Source organism: Mesorhizobium loti CJ3sym (assembly GCF_000472785.1).
GTDB lineage: Bacteria > Pseudomonadota > Alphaproteobacteria > Rhizobiales > Rhizobiaceae > Mesorhizobium > Mesorhizobium loti_E.
Genome location: NZ_AXAL01000018.1, coordinates 143,589 through 160,060 on the forward strand (window position 1 = coordinate 143,589; position 16,472 = coordinate 160,060).

Annotated in this window: 16 protein-coding genes and 1 other RNA gene; 11 read left to right on the forward strand and 6 right to left on the reverse strand. The window is 62.0% G+C overall.

The annotated features are described in order from the left end of the window. Positions 1–186: 186 nt before the first annotated feature. The 4 genes from A3A9_RS0124010 to ffs form a co-directional block, all read right to left on the reverse strand. On the reverse strand, positions 187–594 hold the full coding sequence (locus A3A9_RS0124010) for a hypothetical protein (protein ID WP_027061059.1): 408 nt from the start codon (positions 592–594) through the stop codon (positions 187–189). A 20-nt stretch (positions 595–614) separates the two neighbouring features. After that, positions 615–938 carry a YbaB/EbfC family nucleoid-associated protein gene (locus A3A9_RS0124015; RefSeq protein WP_027061060.1) on the reverse strand — a complete coding sequence of 108 codons (324 nt, stop codon included), beginning with the start codon at positions 936–938 and terminating at the stop codon, positions 615–617. Positions 939–962: 24 nt separating this feature from the next. Next, the gene (locus A3A9_RS0124020; RefSeq protein ID WP_027061061.1) at positions 963–2,774 is read right to left on the reverse strand and encodes a DNA polymerase III subunit gamma/tau; all 1,812 of its coding nucleotides are present in this window, start codon (positions 2,772–2,774) and stop codon (positions 963–965) included. 104 nt (positions 2,775–2,878) lie between these two features. Next, an RNA gene (gene ffs, locus A3A9_RS42185) (signal recognition particle sRNA small type) lies at positions 2,879–2,975 on the reverse strand. Positions 2,976–3,129: 154 nt separating this feature from the next. Here ffs and A3A9_RS0124025 point away from each other — a divergent pair. From A3A9_RS0124025 to A3A9_RS0124035, 3 genes are all read left to right on the forward strand, one after another. Next, entirely contained in the window at positions 3,130–3,549 is a 420-nt protein-coding gene (locus A3A9_RS0124025) for an HIT domain-containing protein (protein ID WP_027032945.1), read from the forward strand. A gap of 71 nt (positions 3,550–3,620) precedes the next feature. Further along, positions 3,621–4,565 (forward strand): NAD(+) diphosphatase, encoded by a 945-nt coding sequence (gene nudC / locus A3A9_RS0124030; RefSeq protein ID WP_027061062.1) that lies wholly within the window; start codon positions 3,621–3,623, stop codon positions 4,563–4,565. 28 nt (positions 4,566–4,593) lie between these two features. Further along, positions 4,594–4,899, forward strand: a complete 306-nt coding sequence (locus A3A9_RS0124035) for a Dabb family protein (RefSeq protein WP_027061063.1) — start codon at positions 4,594–4,596, stop codon at positions 4,897–4,899. Here A3A9_RS0124035 and A3A9_RS0124040 read toward each other — a convergent pair. Both A3A9_RS0124040 and A3A9_RS0124045 read right to left on the reverse strand, forming a co-directional pair. Beyond that, a complete protein-coding gene (locus A3A9_RS0124040) occupies positions 4,896–5,759 on the reverse strand; it encodes a prephenate dehydratase (RefSeq protein WP_027061064.1) in 864 nt (287 codons plus the stop codon). The two genes, A3A9_RS0124035 and A3A9_RS0124040, sit on opposite strands and share 4 nt — an antisense overlap. A 40-nt stretch (positions 5,760–5,799) precedes the next feature. Next, a complete protein-coding gene (locus A3A9_RS0124045) occupies positions 5,800–6,528 on the reverse strand; it encodes a 3-deoxy-manno-octulosonate cytidylyltransferase (protein WP_027061065.1) in 729 nt (242 codons plus the stop codon). Between the two features lie 194 nt (positions 6,529–6,722). On the opposite strand from A3A9_RS0124045, the gene A3A9_RS0124050 reads away from it, so the two are divergent. The 8 genes from A3A9_RS0124050 to A3A9_RS0124085 form a co-directional block, all read left to right on the forward strand. Further along, positions 6,723–7,394, forward strand: coding sequence for a c-type cytochrome (locus tag A3A9_RS0124050; protein WP_027061066.1), 672 nt, complete (start codon positions 6,723–6,725; stop codon positions 7,392–7,394). 166 nt (positions 7,395–7,560) lie between these two features. Next, positions 7,561–9,438, forward strand: a complete 1,878-nt coding sequence (locus A3A9_RS0124055) for an extracellular solute-binding protein (protein WP_027061067.1) — start codon at positions 7,561–7,563, stop codon at positions 9,436–9,438. After that, positions 9,438–11,321: an extracellular solute-binding protein gene (locus A3A9_RS0124060; RefSeq protein WP_082222196.1), complete on the forward strand. Its 1,884-nt coding sequence runs from the start codon at positions 9,438–9,440 to the stop codon at positions 11,319–11,321. The genes A3A9_RS0124055 and A3A9_RS0124060 overlap by 1 nt, the downstream gene beginning before the upstream one ends. 30 nt (positions 11,322–11,351) lie before the next feature. Further along, positions 11,352–12,446 carry a microcin C ABC transporter permease YejB gene (locus A3A9_RS0124065; protein WP_027032937.1) on the forward strand — a complete coding sequence of 365 codons (1,095 nt, stop codon included), beginning with the start codon at positions 11,352–11,354 and terminating at the stop codon, positions 12,444–12,446. Beyond that, positions 12,446–13,591, forward strand: a complete 1,146-nt coding sequence (locus A3A9_RS0124070; RefSeq protein ID WP_027061069.1) for an ABC transporter permease — start codon at positions 12,446–12,448, stop codon at positions 13,589–13,591. The genes A3A9_RS0124065 and A3A9_RS0124070 overlap by 1 nt, the downstream gene beginning before the upstream one ends. After that, positions 13,588–15,219, forward strand: coding sequence for an ABC transporter ATP-binding protein (locus tag A3A9_RS0124075; RefSeq protein ID WP_027061070.1), 1,632 nt, complete (start codon positions 13,588–13,590; stop codon positions 15,217–15,219). The genes A3A9_RS0124070 and A3A9_RS0124075 overlap by 4 nt, the downstream gene beginning before the upstream one ends. Positions 15,220–15,248: 29 nt before the next feature. Continuing rightward, positions 15,249–16,190 carry a 2-hydroxyacid dehydrogenase gene (locus A3A9_RS0124080; protein WP_027061071.1) on the forward strand — a complete coding sequence of 314 codons (942 nt, stop codon included), beginning with the start codon at positions 15,249–15,251 and terminating at the stop codon, positions 16,188–16,190. An 85-nt stretch (positions 16,191–16,275) separates the two neighbouring features. Beyond that, on the forward strand, positions 16,276–16,472 hold a 197-nt coding region (locus A3A9_RS0124085; RefSeq protein ID WP_027061072.1), incomplete at its 3' end, for a transposase.

Sequence of the window (16,472 nt, forward strand, 5' to 3'; positions counted from 1 at the left end):
AAGAATGAGACACTTTCAGGCAAAATGATGGCTAAAACGTTATTAACAATGCACTGTTGCTGAAATGGCACAATTTCGTGGCTTTTCAGACAGATCGAGCGATCGTTTCACAAAGGCGATGACCGCTCTTTCGTGGTTTCGCCACAATTGCCTGGGTGAAACCACGTCACGTTTTTCCGGGAATCGCTACCGCCCTGCCGCAATCGCGGCCGGCTGGCCCGGCTCCAGCTCCTCGACCTTCTCCGAAAACAGACCTCGCTTGAGGAACAGCGCCCGCGCGTCCCTGGCCGTCGGCGCGATCTTTCCCGGCCAGTCACTGTTGATGAATTCGGCCTTGGTGAAATCGGGATTTGTTTCAGAAGCCGCCTCCAGGAATTCGGCGATTTCCAGCACGCACGCTCGCTCCTCCTTCGAAAGCGCCGACGTGCCAGCCTCGATCGACGGGCGGTGCACGAAATCCTCGAACAGGTGGAAGTAGCCCTTGATGCCGACGAGATCGACGCCGGCGTCGCAATCGGCGAGGATTTCCAGGATCTCGTAGATCCGGTTGCGGATACGCTGCTCGATCAGTCTTTCGGACGGCTCTTCGGTCATGGGCGCACCGCCGCTGAAGACTAGAATGGCAGTTTCATTCCCGGCGGGATCGGCAGGCCGGTTGTCAGCGCCTTGGTCTTTTCCTGCATGATCAGCTCGACCTTGGCCTTGGCGTCATTGTGGGCAGCGAGAATCAGGTCCTCGAGGATCTCGACATCGTCCTCCTTGAACAGAGACGGGTCGATTTTCAGGGATTTCATCTCGAATTTTCCGGTCAGCGTCACGTTGACCAGACCGCCGCCGGCCTGGCCAGACGCCTCCAGCGTGGCGATCTCGTCCTGCATGGCCTGGAACTTGGCCTGCATTTCCTTCGCCTTGCCCATCAGGCCGAGAAGATCTTTCATGGTCCGATCCTTGTCTTGGTTCTATCAGCTGTCGTCGTCATCCGCTGGCGGGTCGACCGGCACTTCGGCTTGGTCGGCATCCGCTTCCGGTGCGTCGGGAATGCGCACGTCGATGATCTTGGCGCCGGGGAAGCGCGCCAGGATGGCGGCAACAGTCGGATCGCTCTTGGCATCGAGGAAGGCGTTTTCGCGCTTGGTCGATTCCATTTCGGCCAGCGTCTGGCCACCCTCTTCCTTCGACAGTGACACCAGCCAGTTGCGGCCGGTCCAGGCGCGCAGCTTGGTCGTCAACTCATTGAGCAGCATCTTCGGCGCATCGGCGGTCAGACCAACATCGATGCGGCCGGGCTCGATGCGCACCAGACGGATACAGCTCTTGATCAGCACCTTGAAAGCAATGTCACGCTTGGCGTCGGCAAGCGCGACGATGTCGGCCAGCGATTTCAAGGGTACCGGCGGCGCTTCCAATACAGGTTGCGGAGGGGCGACGAAAGCAGCCGGCGCTGGGGTGGCCTCGATCAGCCGCATGGTCTGCGCGCCGCCCGATCCGCCGGGCATGCGCGTCTGCGCCACCGCGCTGGTGCCATTGCCGGGGCCCGAGGGCGTTCCATTCGGGCGCGGCGCGCCATTTTGAACCGGTGTTGCCCCCTCAAGGGATCGCAACGCCTCGTCCAGCGTCGGTAGGTCGGCGGCGTGCGCCAGCCGGATCAGCACCATTTCGGCGGCACTGACCGGCCGATTGGAGGACTGCACCTCCGGAATGCCCTTGAGCAGCATCTGCCAGGTCCGCGACAGCACCCTGACCGACAGCGCCCTGGCGAAATCCGCGCCGCGCTCGCGCTCGTCCTGCGACAGCGAAGCGTCGTCCATTGCGGTCGGCACGAAACGCAGCCGGGTGACGAGATGGTTGAACTCGGCAAGATCGGTCAGCACTGCGGCCGGATCGGCGCCGGTATCGTATTGCGTACGGAATTCGGCGAGTGCGGCTGCCACATCGCCCTTCATCACATGTTCGAACAGGTCGACGATGCGGGCGCGGTCAGCCAGGCCCAGCATGGCGCGCACGGCCTCGGCGCTGACGGAGCCGGCGCCGTGCGCAATCGCCTGGTCGAGGATGGAGAGCGAATCACGAGCCGAGCCTTCCGCCGCGCGCGCGATCATCGCCAGCGCGTCGTCGTCGACCGAAATGCCTTCCTGGCCAGCGATAGAGGAGAGATGCGCGACAAGCGCGCCGGCATCGATGCGCCGCAAATCAAAACGCTGACAGCGCGACAGGACGGTGATCGGAACCTTGCGGATCTCGGTGGTGGCGAAGATGAATTTCACATGCGGCGGCGGCTCCTCAAGCGTCTTCAGCAGACCGTTGAAGGCCTGCGTGGACAGCATGTGCACTTCGTCGATGATGTAGACCTTGTAACGGGCCAAGACCGGGGCGTAGCGCACGCGCTCGATGATGTCCCTGATATCGTCGATGCCGGTATGCGAGGCGGCGTCCATCTCGATGACGTCGACATGGCGGCCTTCCATGATCGCCTGGCAATGCTCGCCGAGCACGGCAAGATCGACCGAGGGCTGGTCCGATGTCGCGGTTTTATAGTTCAAGGCACGGGCAAGGATGCGCGCCGTGGTGGTCTTGCCGACGCCGCGCACCCCGGTCAGCATCCAAGCCTGCGCGATGCGGCCGGTGGCAAAGGCGTTGGTGAGGGTGCGCACCATCGGCTCCTGGCCGACGAGCTCGGAAAAATTCGAAGGACGGTATTTGCGCGCCAGCACGCGGTAGGCAGCGGCCTTTCCATTCTCCAGGCTTTTTGGCCCCGAATTTCCGGCTTCGCTCATTCGCCCGTTAAGCTCCAAAAGGCCGCGCCCAAAGGCGCCGATTCCTGCGCATAGTCTCGCCCGCGCTGCAATGCGTCGTCAATGTGGCGAGAAGGGCCGAAGAGGTGGGAGGCTGGAACAATGACCCGTTCCGGGCTCGTTAGGGCTGCTTCCTTCCGGACCTGACCCGGTTGGCGAGTGGATCGTCCACCACCAACCTCCCGACGTCCATATCGGCAATTGCGCGATGAAATGCAAGTGCGCAGGCGATTTGGTGCACCAAACCGTGAGAGGAACAATGATTCGCTTGCAGCCCCCGTGCCACCGCTCTAGCGTTCATGAGTTTGAGGAAACCAAGAAAAGCAAGGAAACGCCGATGCTGCCGGGCCTGAAGGCCGGATTCACGCTGGATGCCCGGCTGGAGGCGGACAGCGAGCAGTTGATGTGGCTTGGGCTATGCGAATTGCGGGTGATGAATGACCGCCGCTGGCCGTGGCTGCTTTTGGTACCACAGCGGCCGGGCGCCGAAGAGGTTCATGAGATGACGCCGCTCGACCAGGCGATGCTGACCTTCGAGACCAATATGGTGGCGCAGGCGCTGAAGAAAGTGAGCGGTTGCACCAAGATCAACACCGGCGCGCTCGGCAACATCGTGCGCCAATTGCATATCCATATCATCGCCCGATCCGAAGGCGATCCCGGCTGGCCCGGGCCGGTGTGGGGACACGGTCTGCGCGAGCCCTATCAGCGATCCGACCTGCGCCGGTTTGCCGAAACGGTAAGGGCGGCGCTATAAGCCTTCCCCGGTATTCATCCTAAAAACATGTTCGTCCCCAGACATGTCCATTCCAAAGCACCAGAGTCCGCATGAGCTTTAGCCTGTTTGACGCGCCTTTGCGCGAACCGAGCCAGTTCGTCGGCTTTGCCGGCAACACGATCGACCGCCAATCCGAGAACCGTGCCGATGATTCGGTCGACAAGGCGCTGGCGGATCCGACGACGCGGCTGCTGTTGATGAATGGCGGCCGACTCCACCTGAAGCTTGGGACAAGCGGCGGCCTCGACCCATGGTTTAGCGTCGCTGAGAGCGAGCCCTTCAGGCCCTCCTTGGCCCAAGGTGTCCTGCTCGGCTTTTCCGAGCAGGGACCGGTGCTGGCGATGCCCGTCGGAATCGACGCCGAACAGCTGCCCGAGACCGTCAAGGCGATCGACTACCGGTCGGTCTACATGCAAGGGCTGATCGACGAAGCGGCCGCCGGCGCGATGGCGCAAGGCGCCGCCCTGCTCGCCTGGCATGCCAGCCATCGTTTCTGCAGCAAATGCGGCACCGAATCGCAGATGCGGGCCGGCGGCTACAAGCGGCATTGCCCGAATTGCGGGACCGAGCATTTCCCGCGCACCGACCCGGTGGCGATCATGCTGACGGCGACGCGGGAGAAATGCCTGCTTGGGCGCGGCCGGCATTTCGCGCCCGGCATGTATTCGGCCCTTGCCGGCTTCATCGAACCTGGCGAGACGATCGAGGCGGCGGTGCGCCGCGAAACGCTGGAAGAAGCCGGTATCAGGCTCGGCCGTGTCGTCTACCATGCCAGCCAGCCCTGGCCGTTCCCCTATTCGCTGATGATCGGCTGCTTCGGCGAGCCGCTCAACGAAGACATCCAGGCCGATCTCAACGAGTTGGAAGACTGCCGCTGGTTTGGCCGCGACGAGGTCCGCCTTATGCTGGCCCGGGAGCATGCCGACAATCTGATCACGCCACCGAAAGGCGCCATCGCGCATCACCTGATCCGCGCCTGGGTCGACAGCGAATAGATACTGACAGTTATTGCAGGAGAGACAAATGATCCGTCACACCGTCATCTTCACGCTGAAGCATGCGCCGCACTCGCTGGACGAAAAGCGGTTCCTCGTCGACGCCAAGAAGATCCTCACCGCGATCCGCGGTGTCACACATTTCGAACAGCTGCGGCAGATCAGCCCCAAGAACGATTATCAGTTCGGCTTCTCGATGGAATTCGCCGATCAGGCCGCCTACAACAGATACAACGACCACCCGGACCACGTCGCCTTTGTGCGCGACCGCTGGGTGCCGGAGGTCGTGAAATTTCTCGAGATTGATTACATACCGCTAGGCGCGGTGATCTAATCCGCCACCTTCCACTGCTCACGCGACTCGCTGGCGGGATAGACGCCCAAAATCCGCACTTCCTTTGAGAAGAAACGCAGCTCGTCCAGCGCCAGCTTGACCAGCGGATCGTCGGGATGGCCCTCTATGTCGGCGTAGAACAGCGTCGCCGTGAAGGCGCCGAGCTGGTAGCTCTCCAGCTTGGTCATGTTGATGCCGTTGGTGGCGAAGCCGCCCATGGCCTTGTAGAGTGCGGCCGGCACGTTGCGGACGCGGAAGATGAAGGTCGTCATCATCCTGGCGTCGGCTGACGGACGCTCGGCCCATTGCTTGTGCTTGGTCAGGACGACGAAGCGGGTGACGTTGGAATCGGTGTCCTCGACATTTTCTTCAATGATATCGAGCCCGTAGAGCGTCGCGGCCAGCGCCGGCGACAACGCGGCCATGGTGCGGTCCTTGACCTCGGAGACCATCCTGGCGGCGCCCGCCGTGTCCCCCGCGACCACGCCCTTCCAGCCATTCTTGCGGATGTATTTGCGGCACTGGCCGAGCGCATGGATGTGCGTGTGAACTGTCTTGATCTCGTCGCGCTTGACGCCGGGCAGCACCATCAGCTGGAAGTGGATCGGCAGGAAATATTCGCCGATGATGTTCAGCTTGGATTCCGGCAACAGGTGGTGGATGTCGGCGACGCGCCCGGCGATGGTGTTCTCGATCGGGATCATGGCGAGATCGGCCTTGCCGGTCTCGACCGCGTTGAAGGCATCCTCGAAAGTCGGAGACGGCAACGGCTCCATCGACGGATAGACGTTGCGGCAGGCAGTGTCGGAATTGGCACCCGGCTCGCCCTGGAAGGATATTCTGTTGGTTTTTTCAGGCATGGGCCAGGTCTCGATTCACGGGTGTCTCGGTTCGAATTTCTCAGTTTGAAAGGATTGTCCGGGCGCGCTCAAGGTCTTCCGGCGTGTCGACGCCCAGCGGCAGCGACTGGACGATCTCGGCATCGATGCGCATGCCGGCTTCCAGCGCCCGCAGCTGCTCGAGCCGCTCGCGGCGTTCCAGCGGCGACGGCTTCAGCGCGACGAAGCGCTCCAGCGCGGCACGGCGATAGGCGTAGAGGCCGACATGGTGATAGAGTGGCCCCTCACCCCAAGGTGCCGTGGCACGGGTGAAATAGAGCGCCCTCTGCCTGGTGGCCGACAGCGGCGAACCGACGATCTTGACGACGTTCGGATTGGTCTTTTCCTCGTCGCGGACGATCTCGACGCCGAGCGTGGCGATATCCACGGCCTCGTCCTCGAAAGGCCTGAGTGAGGCCGCGATGATGCCGGGATCGATGGTCGGCAGGTCGCCCTGCACGTTGACGATCGTTTCGACCTTGCGCTGGGGATCAAGCGCGACCAGCGCCTCGTGGATGCGGTCAGAACCCGATTCGTGATCGATCCGCGTCATCACCGCCTCGAAACCATGCGCGCGCACCGCTTCGGCGACGCTTTGCGTATCGGTCGCCACCACAACCCGGCCAAGGCCGGCCTCGGCCGCGCGGCGCGCGACATGGACGATCATCGGCGCGCCGGCAATGTCGGCCAGCGGCTTGCCCGGCAGGCGGGTGGAGGCCATGCGGGCCGGGATCAGGATCAAGGTGGACATCGCTATGGCAAGGCATTCGAAAAGAGGACAAGGAAAAGTGGCAAAAGGTCTCACTGGCAGCGCCCTTATAGGTGTTGCAACGCCGCAGCAAAAGACCTAGTTTCCGCCCGATTTGACCGCCTTCGCAGGGTGGGTCACGATACCGACGGACGGAGTGGACGGTTCGGTCCGCCGGAAAAGGGAGCAAGGGGCGAATGGATTCCAACGAAGTCAACAAACTGCTCGCCGGATTGCTTGGAACCGTTTTCATCGTCTTCTCGGTTGGCCTGGTGTCGGACGCGCTGTTTGCCTCTCCGGCCCCGGAAAAGCCCGGGTTCATCATCGAGGCCACGGAGCCAGCCGAGGGCGGCCCGGCCACGCCGGCCGCCGTAGCCAAGCCGATCGCCGACCGTCTGGCCACCGCCAATGTCGAACAGGGTGCTGCCGTCTTCAAGAAGTGTCAGGCCTGCCACTCCGGCGAAAAGGGCGGTCCAAACAAGGTCGGCCCGGACCTGTGGGATCTCGTCGATCGCCCCGTCGGCGAGCATGAAGGCTTCGCCTATTCGGCCGGCATGAAGGAGTTTTCCAAGGGCGGCGCCGAGAAGTGGACCTACGACAACATCGACCACTTCATCACCTCGCCGAAGAAATTCGTGAAGGGCACGGCCATGGGCTTCGCCGGCCTGCCCAAGGACGAGGACCGCGCCAACGTCATCGCCTATCTGCGCACGCTGTCCGACAATCCCAAGCCGCTGCCGGCACCGGGCGCCGCCGCGGACGCCTCCGCGCCCGCGAAGCCGGCTGCCCCGGCCAAGCCGGCTGACGCCGCAGCCCCGGCCAAGCCTGCGGCTCCCGCAGCACCAGCTCCCGCGGCTCCGGCCAAATAATCAGATATCATCTCGATGATCTTGAAAAAGCCGGGTTCAGCCCGGCTTTTTTGTTGCGAAAATATGAGGTGCGGCGACAAAGCCGGCGCATTGCGGTTTTCACGAGCGCCAAATCATCTAGGATCGCCCCTGTGGATGATCTGGCACGCATGGCGAAGGATAATGCATGACGGTTGGCCGAACGCTTCTCAAGTCGCTGCTGGCGGCGGTCCTGCTGGTTGCGGGGCTGCATACGACCAGGGCCGACGAGTGGCGCACCACCTCATCGCTGATCGGCGAGTCCAAATACGGCGACAATTTCCAGCACTACGACTACGTCAACCCGGATGCGCCCAAGGGCGGCACGTTCAATTCCGTGCTGCTTGGCACCTATGACAGCTTCAACCCGTACATAGTCCAGGGATCGCCGGCGGCGGGCCTCGTCGGCTTCGGTGGCGGCCTGCTCTATGACACGCTGATGGAGCAGGCGACCGATGAGGGCAGCACCAGCCACCCTCTGGTTGCCGCTGCCTACAAATACCCAGCCGACTATTCTTCAGCCACCTACCGGCTCGATCCACGCGCGAAATGGCATGATGGCCAGCCGATCACCGTCGACGACGTGATCTGGTCGTTCCAGGTGCTGAAGGCGAACAGCCCGCAATACAGCCGCTATTTCGAGAATGTCACCGATGCGGTCGCGATCTCCGACCGTGAGGTCGAGTTCCACTTCAACCAGAAGGGCAACCGCGAACTGCCGAAGATCATCGGCGACCTTGCCGTGCTGCCCAAACACTGGTGGGAAGGCACGGATGCAAGCGGCAAGAAGCGCGACATCACCAAGCCGACGCTGGAAATTCCACTCGGCTCGGCGGCCTACAAGATCGCCAGCTTCAGGCCGGGCTCGGAAATCGTGTGGCAGCGCGTGCCGGACTATTGGGCAGCCAAGCTGCCGGTGAAGATCGGCCGCGAGAATTTCGACACGCAGCGCTTCACCTACATCCTCGACAACAATGCCGCATGGCTTGCCTTCACTAAGGGCGGCCTGGAGGATCTCAATCGCGAATACAGTTCGCGCAAATGGGCGACGGGCTATGATTTCCCCGCCATCAAGGCCGGCGACGTCATCAAGAAGACCTTCGAGAGCCACTCACCGGTGCCTATGCAAGGGTTTGTGCTGAACCAGCGACGGCCACTGTTCCAAGACCGGCTGGTGCGCGAGGCGCTGACCTATCCCTTTGATTTCGAGTCGATGAACCGCACGCTGTTCTTCGGCTACAACACCCGCACATCAAGCTATTTCCAAGGCTCCGACCTTGCTTCCAGCGGGCTGCCGCAAGGCAAGGAGCTGGGCATCCTGAACCAGTATCGCGACAAGCTGCCGCCGGAACTTTTCAACCGGGAGTTCAAGCTGCCGGTCTATGATTCGCCACTGGCCGAGCGCAAGAACCTGAAGGCGGCCATCGACCTTTTCGCCAAGGCCGGCTGGGTGATCAAGGGCGGCAAGATGGTCAATGCCAAGACCGGCGCGCCGTTCAAGTTCGAGATTCTCGGCTGGTATGATACCGACGAAGTAATCTCCAGCCCCTACATCGCCAATCTGCGCAAGATCGGCATCGACGCGACGCTGCGTATTGTCGACCAGAGCCAGTACATCAACCGGATCAACAATTTCGATTTCGACGTGACGACCTCGCTCTTCCAGCAGTCGGATTCGGCCGGCAACGAACAGCGCGACTTCTGGGGTTCGAAAGCCGCCGACAAACCCGGCTCGCGCAATCTGATGGGTATCAAGGACCCAACCGTCGATGCGCTCGTCGACCGTGTCATCTTCGCCAGCGACCGCGAGGACCTCGTCGCCGCCACCCATGCGCTCGACCGGGTGCTGCTGTGGAACTTCTACATCGTGCCGCAATATTATCGCTCGGCGGTCTGGCTGGCCTACTGGGATAAATTCGGCATACCCGACAAGCAGCCGGCCTATGCCGGCTACGATCCCGATTCCTGGTGGATCAACCTCGACAAGGAGAAGGCGCTGGCGGCCAAGTACAAGGGCGGCAATTGATGGGGCGGCAATCGATCACGATGACGCGCCGCCGCGATTTCCTGACCTTGGGTGGTGCCGCCGTTGCCGCCGCCCTGTTGCCGGGCAAGGCCTTCGCCGACATTGCGACCGGCACAAAACTGCATGGGCTCTCCGCCTTCGGCGACCTCAAATATAAGCCGGATTTCACCCATTTCGACTATGTGAATGTCGATGCGCCAACCGGCGGGATTTTTAACTTCTCGCCGCCGAACTGGGGTTACAATCAGGACACGCAAACCTTCAACACGCTGAACTCCTTCGCCGACAAGGGCGATGCGCCACCGCGCATGGAGATGTGTTTTGACGGGCTGATGGTGCGTGCTCTCGACGAGCCCGATGCGGTCTATGGCCAGATCGCCGACTGGGTGACGTTGTCGGATGACCGCAACTCCTTCACCTTTTCGCTTCGCCCCGAAGCCCGCTTCCACGACGGCTCTTCGCTGACGGCGCAGGACGCCGCCTTCACCTTCAAGCTTTACAAGGAAAAGGGCCATCCCGACCTGTCGCTGTCGCTGACACACATGGCCGACGCCGTGGCTGTCGATGACCACACGCTGCGGCTTACCTTCTCGGGCAAGCAATCGGCCCGCACCGTACTCAACGTCGTGGAATTCCCCATCCTGTCGAAGGCCTTCTACACGGCCAACCCGTTCGACTCCTCCCAATTGAACCCGCCGCTCGGCTCCGGTGCCTACAAGGTCGGGCGCTTCTCGGCAGGGGCCTGGATTGAGTACGACCGGGTGACGGACTATTGGGGCCGCGACCTTCCGGTCAATCGCGGCCAGAACAATTTCGACATTATCCGCATCGAGTTCTACCAGAACCGCACTGCCGGCTTCGAAGCCTTCAAAAAGGGCGAAATCACCTACCGTGAAGAGTTCACCTCGCGCGTCTGGGCAACCGCCTACGACTTCCCTGCATTGACCGCCGGCAAGGTGGTCAAGCACGAATTCCCGGCCGAGAAGCGGCCGACCATGCAGGGAACAGCGGTCAATCAGAGGCGCGAACAGTTTCGCGATGCGCGGGTGCGCCAGGCGATCGCGCTCTGCTTCGATTTCGAATGGACGCGGCGCAACTTCTTTTACGGTTCCTACGAGCGCTCGCAATCGTGTTTCGAGAAATCGGATTTTCGTGCCGAAGGACTGCCATCGCCGCAAGAGCTGGCTCTTCTGGAGCCGCTGCGCGGCCAGATCCCGGCGGAGGTCTTTGGCGAGGCTGTCGCCCAGCCTGCATCAGACGGCACCGGCCGCGACCGCAAGCTGCTTGGCCAGGCCGTGAAGCTGCTCAACGCGGCAGGCTGGAAACGGTCAGGTGACTTCGTCGTCAACGACAAGGGCGGCAGGCTCTCGGCCGAATTCATGGTCGATGACGACACCTTCGTACAGGTCTATTCGCCTTGGGTCGCCAATATGAAAGCGATCGGCATCGACGCCACGATTCGGCTGGTGGATTCAGCGCAGTATCAGCTTCGCCAGAGCACGTTCGACTTTGACCTTATCTCGGCCGCTTTCTCATTTTCGGCGACCCCGACACGCGACGATCTTGAAGTCTTCTTCCACTCCAGAACCGCGGACATCTCCGGCTCGCGCAACCTGCCGGGCGTCGCAAGTCCAGCAATCGATACGCTGATCGACGCGGTGGGGGCCGCAAAAGATCGCGAAAATCTGACGGTCGCAATGCGTGCGCTTGACCGGGTCTTGCGTGCGCGGTGCGATTGGATTCCTAGTTGGTTCCTGGCGAATCACCGAAGCGCCTATTGGGACATGTTCGGCTTTCCCGAGCAAAAACCCGATTTCGGCTTTCCGGTCGAAGCGATGTGGTGGGTCGATAAGGGCAAGGCGGCAAAAATTGGTAAAGGCTGAGATAGCAGTCCAAAGGGGGCATGAAGCCTGATGGGCGCCTATATCCTGCGCCGTATTCTGCTGATGATCCCGACCCTGTTCGGCATCATGGCGATCTCCTTCGCCGTCATCCAGTTCGCGCCGGGAGGTCCGGTCGAGCAGATCATCGCCAAGCTGACCAATCAGGGTGGCAGCGACCGGCTCGGAGGTGGTGGCGGCGATGCGGGCGGCTCCAATTTTGATGCCGCCGGCGACGTCGGCTCGAAATATCGCGGCGCCCAGGGGCTCGATCCGGAATTCATCAAGAAGTTGGAGAAGCAGTTCGGCTTCGACAAGCCGCCGCTCGAGCGCTTCGGCATGATGCTGTGGAACTATGCGCGCTTCGATTTCGGCAACAGCTATTTCCGCGATATCTCGGTGCTCGACCTGATCCTCGAGAAAATGCCCGTTTCGATTTCGATCGGGCTTTGGATCACGCTTTTGTCCTATCTGATTTCCATCCCGCTCGGCATCCGTAAGGCGGTCAAGGACGGCACACCCTTCGACATCTGGACCAGCGGCGTCGTCATTGTCGGCTATGCCATTCCGGGCTTCCTGTTCGGCATCATGCTGATGGTGTTGTTTGCCGGCGGCTCGTTCTGGGACTGGTTCCCGTTGCGCGGCATCGTCTCGGACAATTGGGACCAGTTGTCCTGGCCGGCCAAGATTGTCGACTATTTCTGGCACATGGCCCTGCCGTTGACGGCGCTGGTGCTGTCGGCCTTCGCCACGACGACGCTTTTGACCAAGAACTCGTTCCTGGAAGAGATCCGCAAACAGTATGTGGTGACCGCGCGCGCCAAGGGCCTGTCGGAGCGACAGGTGCTCTATGGCCATGTCTTCCGCAATGCCATGCTGATCGTCATTGCCGGTTTTCCCGGCGCGTTCATCTCGGCCTTCTTCACCGGCTCGCTGCTCATCGAGAACATCTTTTCGCTCGATGGCCTCGGCCTGCTCGGCTTCCGCTCGGTGGTCGAGCGCGACTATCCCGTCGTGTTCGCCAACCTCTACATCTTCTCGCTGCTTGGGCTGTTCGTCGGATTGCTGTCCGACCTCATCTACACCTGGGTCGATCCGCGCATCGATTTCGAGCGGAGAGACGTCTGATGTCGGAGGCAAGCGTTACCGCCGGAGTGGTGCCGGAGCGAATCGCGCGGCCATTTCTGTCGCCGCTCAACAAGCGCCGCCTGCAGAATTTCCGGGCCAACCGGCGCGGTTTCTGGTCGTTGTGGATTTTCCTCGTCCTGTTCGTGCTGTCGCTGTTTGCCGAATTCATCGCCAACGACAAGCCGATCATCGCCTCTTACAAGGGCGAGATCCTGTTTCCGGTGCTGGTCGCCTACCCCGAGGAAAAGTTCGGCGGCTTCTACGCCGTCACCGACTATCGCGACCCAGTGATCCTGGACGAGATCAACGCCCATGGCTGGATGATCTGGCCGCCAGTGCGCTACTCCTACCAGACCGTCAACAACGCCATCCCGGAAGCAGCACCGGCCAGGCCGTCCTGGGAGTATGACGCCACGAAGCGCTGCAACCAGTATCCGCAGGGTGCCGCCGACCCGGCCTGCATCGTCGGCAACTGGAACTGGCTCGGCACCGACGATCAGGCGCGCGACGTGCTGGCGCGCGTCATCTACGGCTTCCGCATTTCGGTGCTGTTCGGCCTGATCCTGACCGCCGGCTCGGCCCTGATCGGCGTTGGCGCCGGCGCCTTGCAGGGCTATTTCGGCGGCTGGACCGATCTCTTGTTCCAGCGCTTCATCGAAATCTGGTCGGCGATCCCGGTGCTCTATCTGCTGCTCATCGTCGCCGCCATCCTGCCGCCGGGCTTCTTCATCCTGCTCGGCCTGATGCTGTTGTTCTCCTGGGTAGCGCTGGTCGGCGTCGTGCGGGCCGAGTTCCTGCGCGCCCGCAACTTCGAATATGTCAACGCGGCGCGCGCGCTCGGCGTGCCCAACCGCACCATCATGTTCCGGCATTTGCTGCCCAACGCAATGGTGGCGACATTGACCTTCCTGCCGTTCCTGCTGAGCGGCTCGATCTCGACACTGACCTCGCTCGACTATCTCGGCTTCGGCCTGCCGCCGGGCTCGGCTTCGCTCGGCGAACTGCTCAAGCAGGCGCAGCGCAACCTCAATGCGCCGTGGCTCGGCATTTCCGGCTTCATCGTCATCTCGCTGATGCTGTCGCTGCTGGTGTTTGTCGGCGAGGCGACGCGCGACGCCTTCGATCCGCGCAAGACATTCCGATGAGCGAAGCCCCTCTGCTCAGCGTACAGGACCTCAGCGTCGCCTTCAGCCAGGGCGGCGGCCAGTCCATTGCCGTCGACCATATCTCCTTCGATATCGCCAAGGGTGAGACGGTGGCGCTGGTCGGCGAATCCGGTTCCGGCAAATCTGTGTCGGCGCTGTCGGTGCTCAAGCTGCTGCCCTATCCCAGCGCCAGCCATCCCTCAGGCAAGATGCTGTTCCAGGGCGCCGACCTCTTGGCCATGAACGAGAAGCAGTTGCGGCAGGTGCGCGGCAACAAGATCACCATGATCTTCCAGGAGCCGATGACCTCGCTCAACCCGCTGCACACGATCGAGCACCAGATCGTCGAGATCCTGAAACTCCATCAGGGCATGGCCGACCGGCCGGCAAAGGCACGCACGCTTGCCCTGCTGAACGAGGTCGGTATCCGCGAGCCCGAAAAACGTCTCGATGCCTATCCGCACCAGCTCTCCGGCGGTCAGCGCCAGCGCGTGATGATCGCCATGGCGCTGGCCAACGAACCTGAACTGCTGATCGCCGACGAGCCGACGACGGCGCTCGACGTCACCGTGCAGGCGCAGATCCTCGAACTGCTGGCGGGATTGAAAAGCCGCAAAGGCATGTCGATGCTGTTCATCACCCACGATCTCGGCATCGTGCGCAAGATCGCCGACCGGGTCTGCGTGATGACCAAGGGCAAGATCGTCGAGACCGGCCCGACCAAGGACATCTTCGCCAACCCGCAGCACGCCTATACCAAGCATCTGCTGGCGGCCGAACCGAAGGGGAAGCCGCCGGCCGCCAACGCCGATGCCAAGCCGGTCATGACCGGCAAGGACATCAAGGTCTGGTTCCCGATCAAGAAGGGGTTTTTCCGAACCACCGTCGACAATGTGAAGGCGGTCGACGGCATCGATGTCACCGTACGCGCCGGCCAGACGCTGGGCGTGGTCGGCGAATCCGGTTCCGGCAAGACGACACTCGGCCTGGCGCTGGCGCGCATGATCTCGTCGACCGGAACCATCCAGTTCAATGGGCGTGACATCAACCAGCTCACCTTCAACGCCATGCGGCCGCTCAGGCGCGAATTGCAGATCGTCTTCCAGGATCCGTTCGGATCGCTCAGCCCGCGCATGTCGATTGCCGAGATCATCGAGGAAGGGCTCAAGATTCACGAGCCGAAGCTGTCGCCGGACGAGCGCGATGACAAGGTGGCCGCCGTGCTGAAGGAGGTCGGTCTTGATCCAGCGACCCGCAACCGTTATCCGCACGAGTTTTCCGGTGGCCAGCGCCAGCGTGTCGCGATCGCGCGCGCCATGGTGCTCAACCCGCGCTTCGTCATGCTGGACGAGCCGACATCGGCGCTCGACATGAGCGTGCAGGCGCAGGTCGTCGACCTGCTGCGCAGTCTGCAGGCCAAGCACGACCTCGCCTATCTCTTTATCAGCCATGACCTCAAGGTCATCCGGGCGCTTGCCAACGACGTCATCGTCATGCGCAATGGCAGGATTGTCGAAGCCGGGCCTTCCCAGCAGATTTTTGAAAATCCGCAAACCGACTACACCAGGGCGCTGATCTCGGCCGCGTTCAAGATAGAGACGGCACCGGTCGGCATCGTCAGCGAGTAATCCATTTAAAGAGGGACCAGAACATCGCGATGGAAAAAGGCCGCATCCTGCTTGCCGTTACCGGCTTTCATCCGCAGCGCTGGCGCGACCTTTTGTCGGCCGAGCGCGAGGTGGTGCTGGAGCCGGACGGCGCGAAGGATCCGTCGATCACCTATGCGGTGGTGTGGAAGCAGAAGCCGAACCTGTTGTCGTCGCTGCCCAATCTGCGCGCCATCTTCTCGATCGGCGCCGGCGTCGACCATGTCTTCGCCGACCCTGGCCTGCCTGACGTGCCGATCGTCCGGGTCGTTGCCGACAACCTCACCCAATACATGACCGAATATGTCGTCTGGCGGGTGCTCGATCACCATCGCCAGGGCCTGCTCTACCGACAGCAGCAGCCGAAGAAGACCTGGCACGAGCCGCCGCAGAGGCCGGCCGGCGACATTTCCGTCGGCATTATGGGGCTTGGCAATCTCGGCCGTGCAGCGGCTTCGGTGCTGCTGTCGCTCGGCTTTGCGGTCAATGGCTGGTCGCGCAGCGAACGGCCGATGCAAGGCGTTGCGACCTATGCCGGCGAGGCCGGGTTGATCCCCTTCCTCAAGGCGACCGATATCCTTGTCGTGCTGTTGCCGCTGACGCCGGACACGCAAGGCATCATCAACTACGGCGTGCTGAAGGAATTGCGGAAGCGCAACGGCCTCGGCGGCTCGGTGCTGATCAATGCCGGACGCGGCCGCCTGCAGAAGGACGCCGACATCGTGCGGGCGCTGGATGACGGCACGTTGAAGGAGGCGAGCCTCGACGTGTTCGAGGTTGAACCGTTGCCGAAGACCAGCCCGCTGTGGAACCATCCAAAAGTGTTCGTGACGCCGCACGCAGCGGCGACCTCCGATCCCATGCACCTGGCGCCGATCATGCTGCGCCAGATGGACGCCTTCGAGCGTGGCGAAAAGCTCGATAATCTGGTGGATCGCAAGGCAGGATATTAGCTGGTCCAGCTAGGGTCAGGACCTATTAAAGTTCTTGCGGAGACAGCAAACGGCTGATTCATTGGCGGTGCGAGGAGGCGCTGCAATGAGTGATTTGATCTGGCTGTCGGAGGCGCAGATGCGCCGGATCGAGCGGCATTTCCCGCTGTCTCACGGAGTGCCCAGGGTCGATGATCGGCGGATCGTCAGTGGCATCATCTTCGTGATCAGGAACGGCCTTCGGTGGCGCGACGCGCCCAGCGAGTATGGTCCCCACAAGACGATCTACAACCGCTTCATCCG

What these genes read in the sequence shown, in the direction of transcription:
- A3A9_RS0124080 (WP_027061071.1), top strand. Translation starts at nt 15,249, where the DNA reads ATGGAAAAAGGCCGCATCCTGCTTGCCGTTACCGGCTTTCATCCGCAG.
- A3A9_RS0124060 (WP_082222196.1), top strand. Translation starts at nt 9,438, where the DNA reads ATGGGGCGGCAATCGATCACGATGACGCGCCGCCGCGATTTCCTGACC.
- A3A9_RS0124070 (WP_027061069.1), top strand. Translation starts at nt 12,446, where the DNA reads ATGTCGGAGGCAAGCGTTACCGCCGGAGTGGTGCCGGAGCGAATCGCG.
- A3A9_RS0124010 (WP_027061059.1), bottom strand. Translation starts at nt 594, where the DNA reads ATGACCGAAGAGCCGTCCGAAAGACTGATCGAGCAGCGTATCCGCAAC.
- A3A9_RS0124075 (WP_027061070.1), top strand. Translation starts at nt 13,588, where the DNA reads ATGAGCGAAGCCCCTCTGCTCAGCGTACAGGACCTCAGCGTCGCCTTC.
- A3A9_RS0124025 (WP_027032945.1), top strand. Translation starts at nt 3,130, where the DNA reads ATGCTGCCGGGCCTGAAGGCCGGATTCACGCTGGATGCCCGGCTGGAG.
- A3A9_RS0124040 (WP_027061064.1), bottom strand. Translation starts at nt 5,759, where the DNA reads ATGCCTGAAAAAACCAACAGAATATCCTTCCAGGGCGAGCCGGGTGCC.
- A3A9_RS0124055 (WP_027061067.1), top strand. Translation starts at nt 7,561, where the DNA reads ATGACGGTTGGCCGAACGCTTCTCAAGTCGCTGCTGGCGGCGGTCCTG.
- A3A9_RS0124065 (WP_027032937.1), top strand. Translation starts at nt 11,352, where the DNA reads ATGGGCGCCTATATCCTGCGCCGTATTCTGCTGATGATCCCGACCCTG.
- A3A9_RS0124020 (WP_027061061.1), bottom strand. Translation starts at nt 2,774, where the DNA reads ATGAGCGAAGCCGGAAATTCGGGGCCAAAAAGCCTGGAGAATGGAAAG.
- nudC (WP_027061062.1), top strand. Translation starts at nt 3,621, where the DNA reads ATGAGCTTTAGCCTGTTTGACGCGCCTTTGCGCGAACCGAGCCAGTTC.
- A3A9_RS0124045 (WP_027061065.1), bottom strand. Translation starts at nt 6,528, where the DNA reads ATGTCCACCTTGATCCTGATCCCGGCCCGCATGGCCTCCACCCGCCTG.
- A3A9_RS0124035 (WP_027061063.1), top strand. Translation starts at nt 4,594, where the DNA reads ATGATCCGTCACACCGTCATCTTCACGCTGAAGCATGCGCCGCACTCG.
- A3A9_RS0124050 (WP_027061066.1), top strand. Translation starts at nt 6,723, where the DNA reads ATGGATTCCAACGAAGTCAACAAACTGCTCGCCGGATTGCTTGGAACC.
- A3A9_RS0124015 (WP_027061060.1), bottom strand. Translation starts at nt 938, where the DNA reads ATGAAAGATCTTCTCGGCCTGATGGGCAAGGCGAAGGAAATGCAGGCC.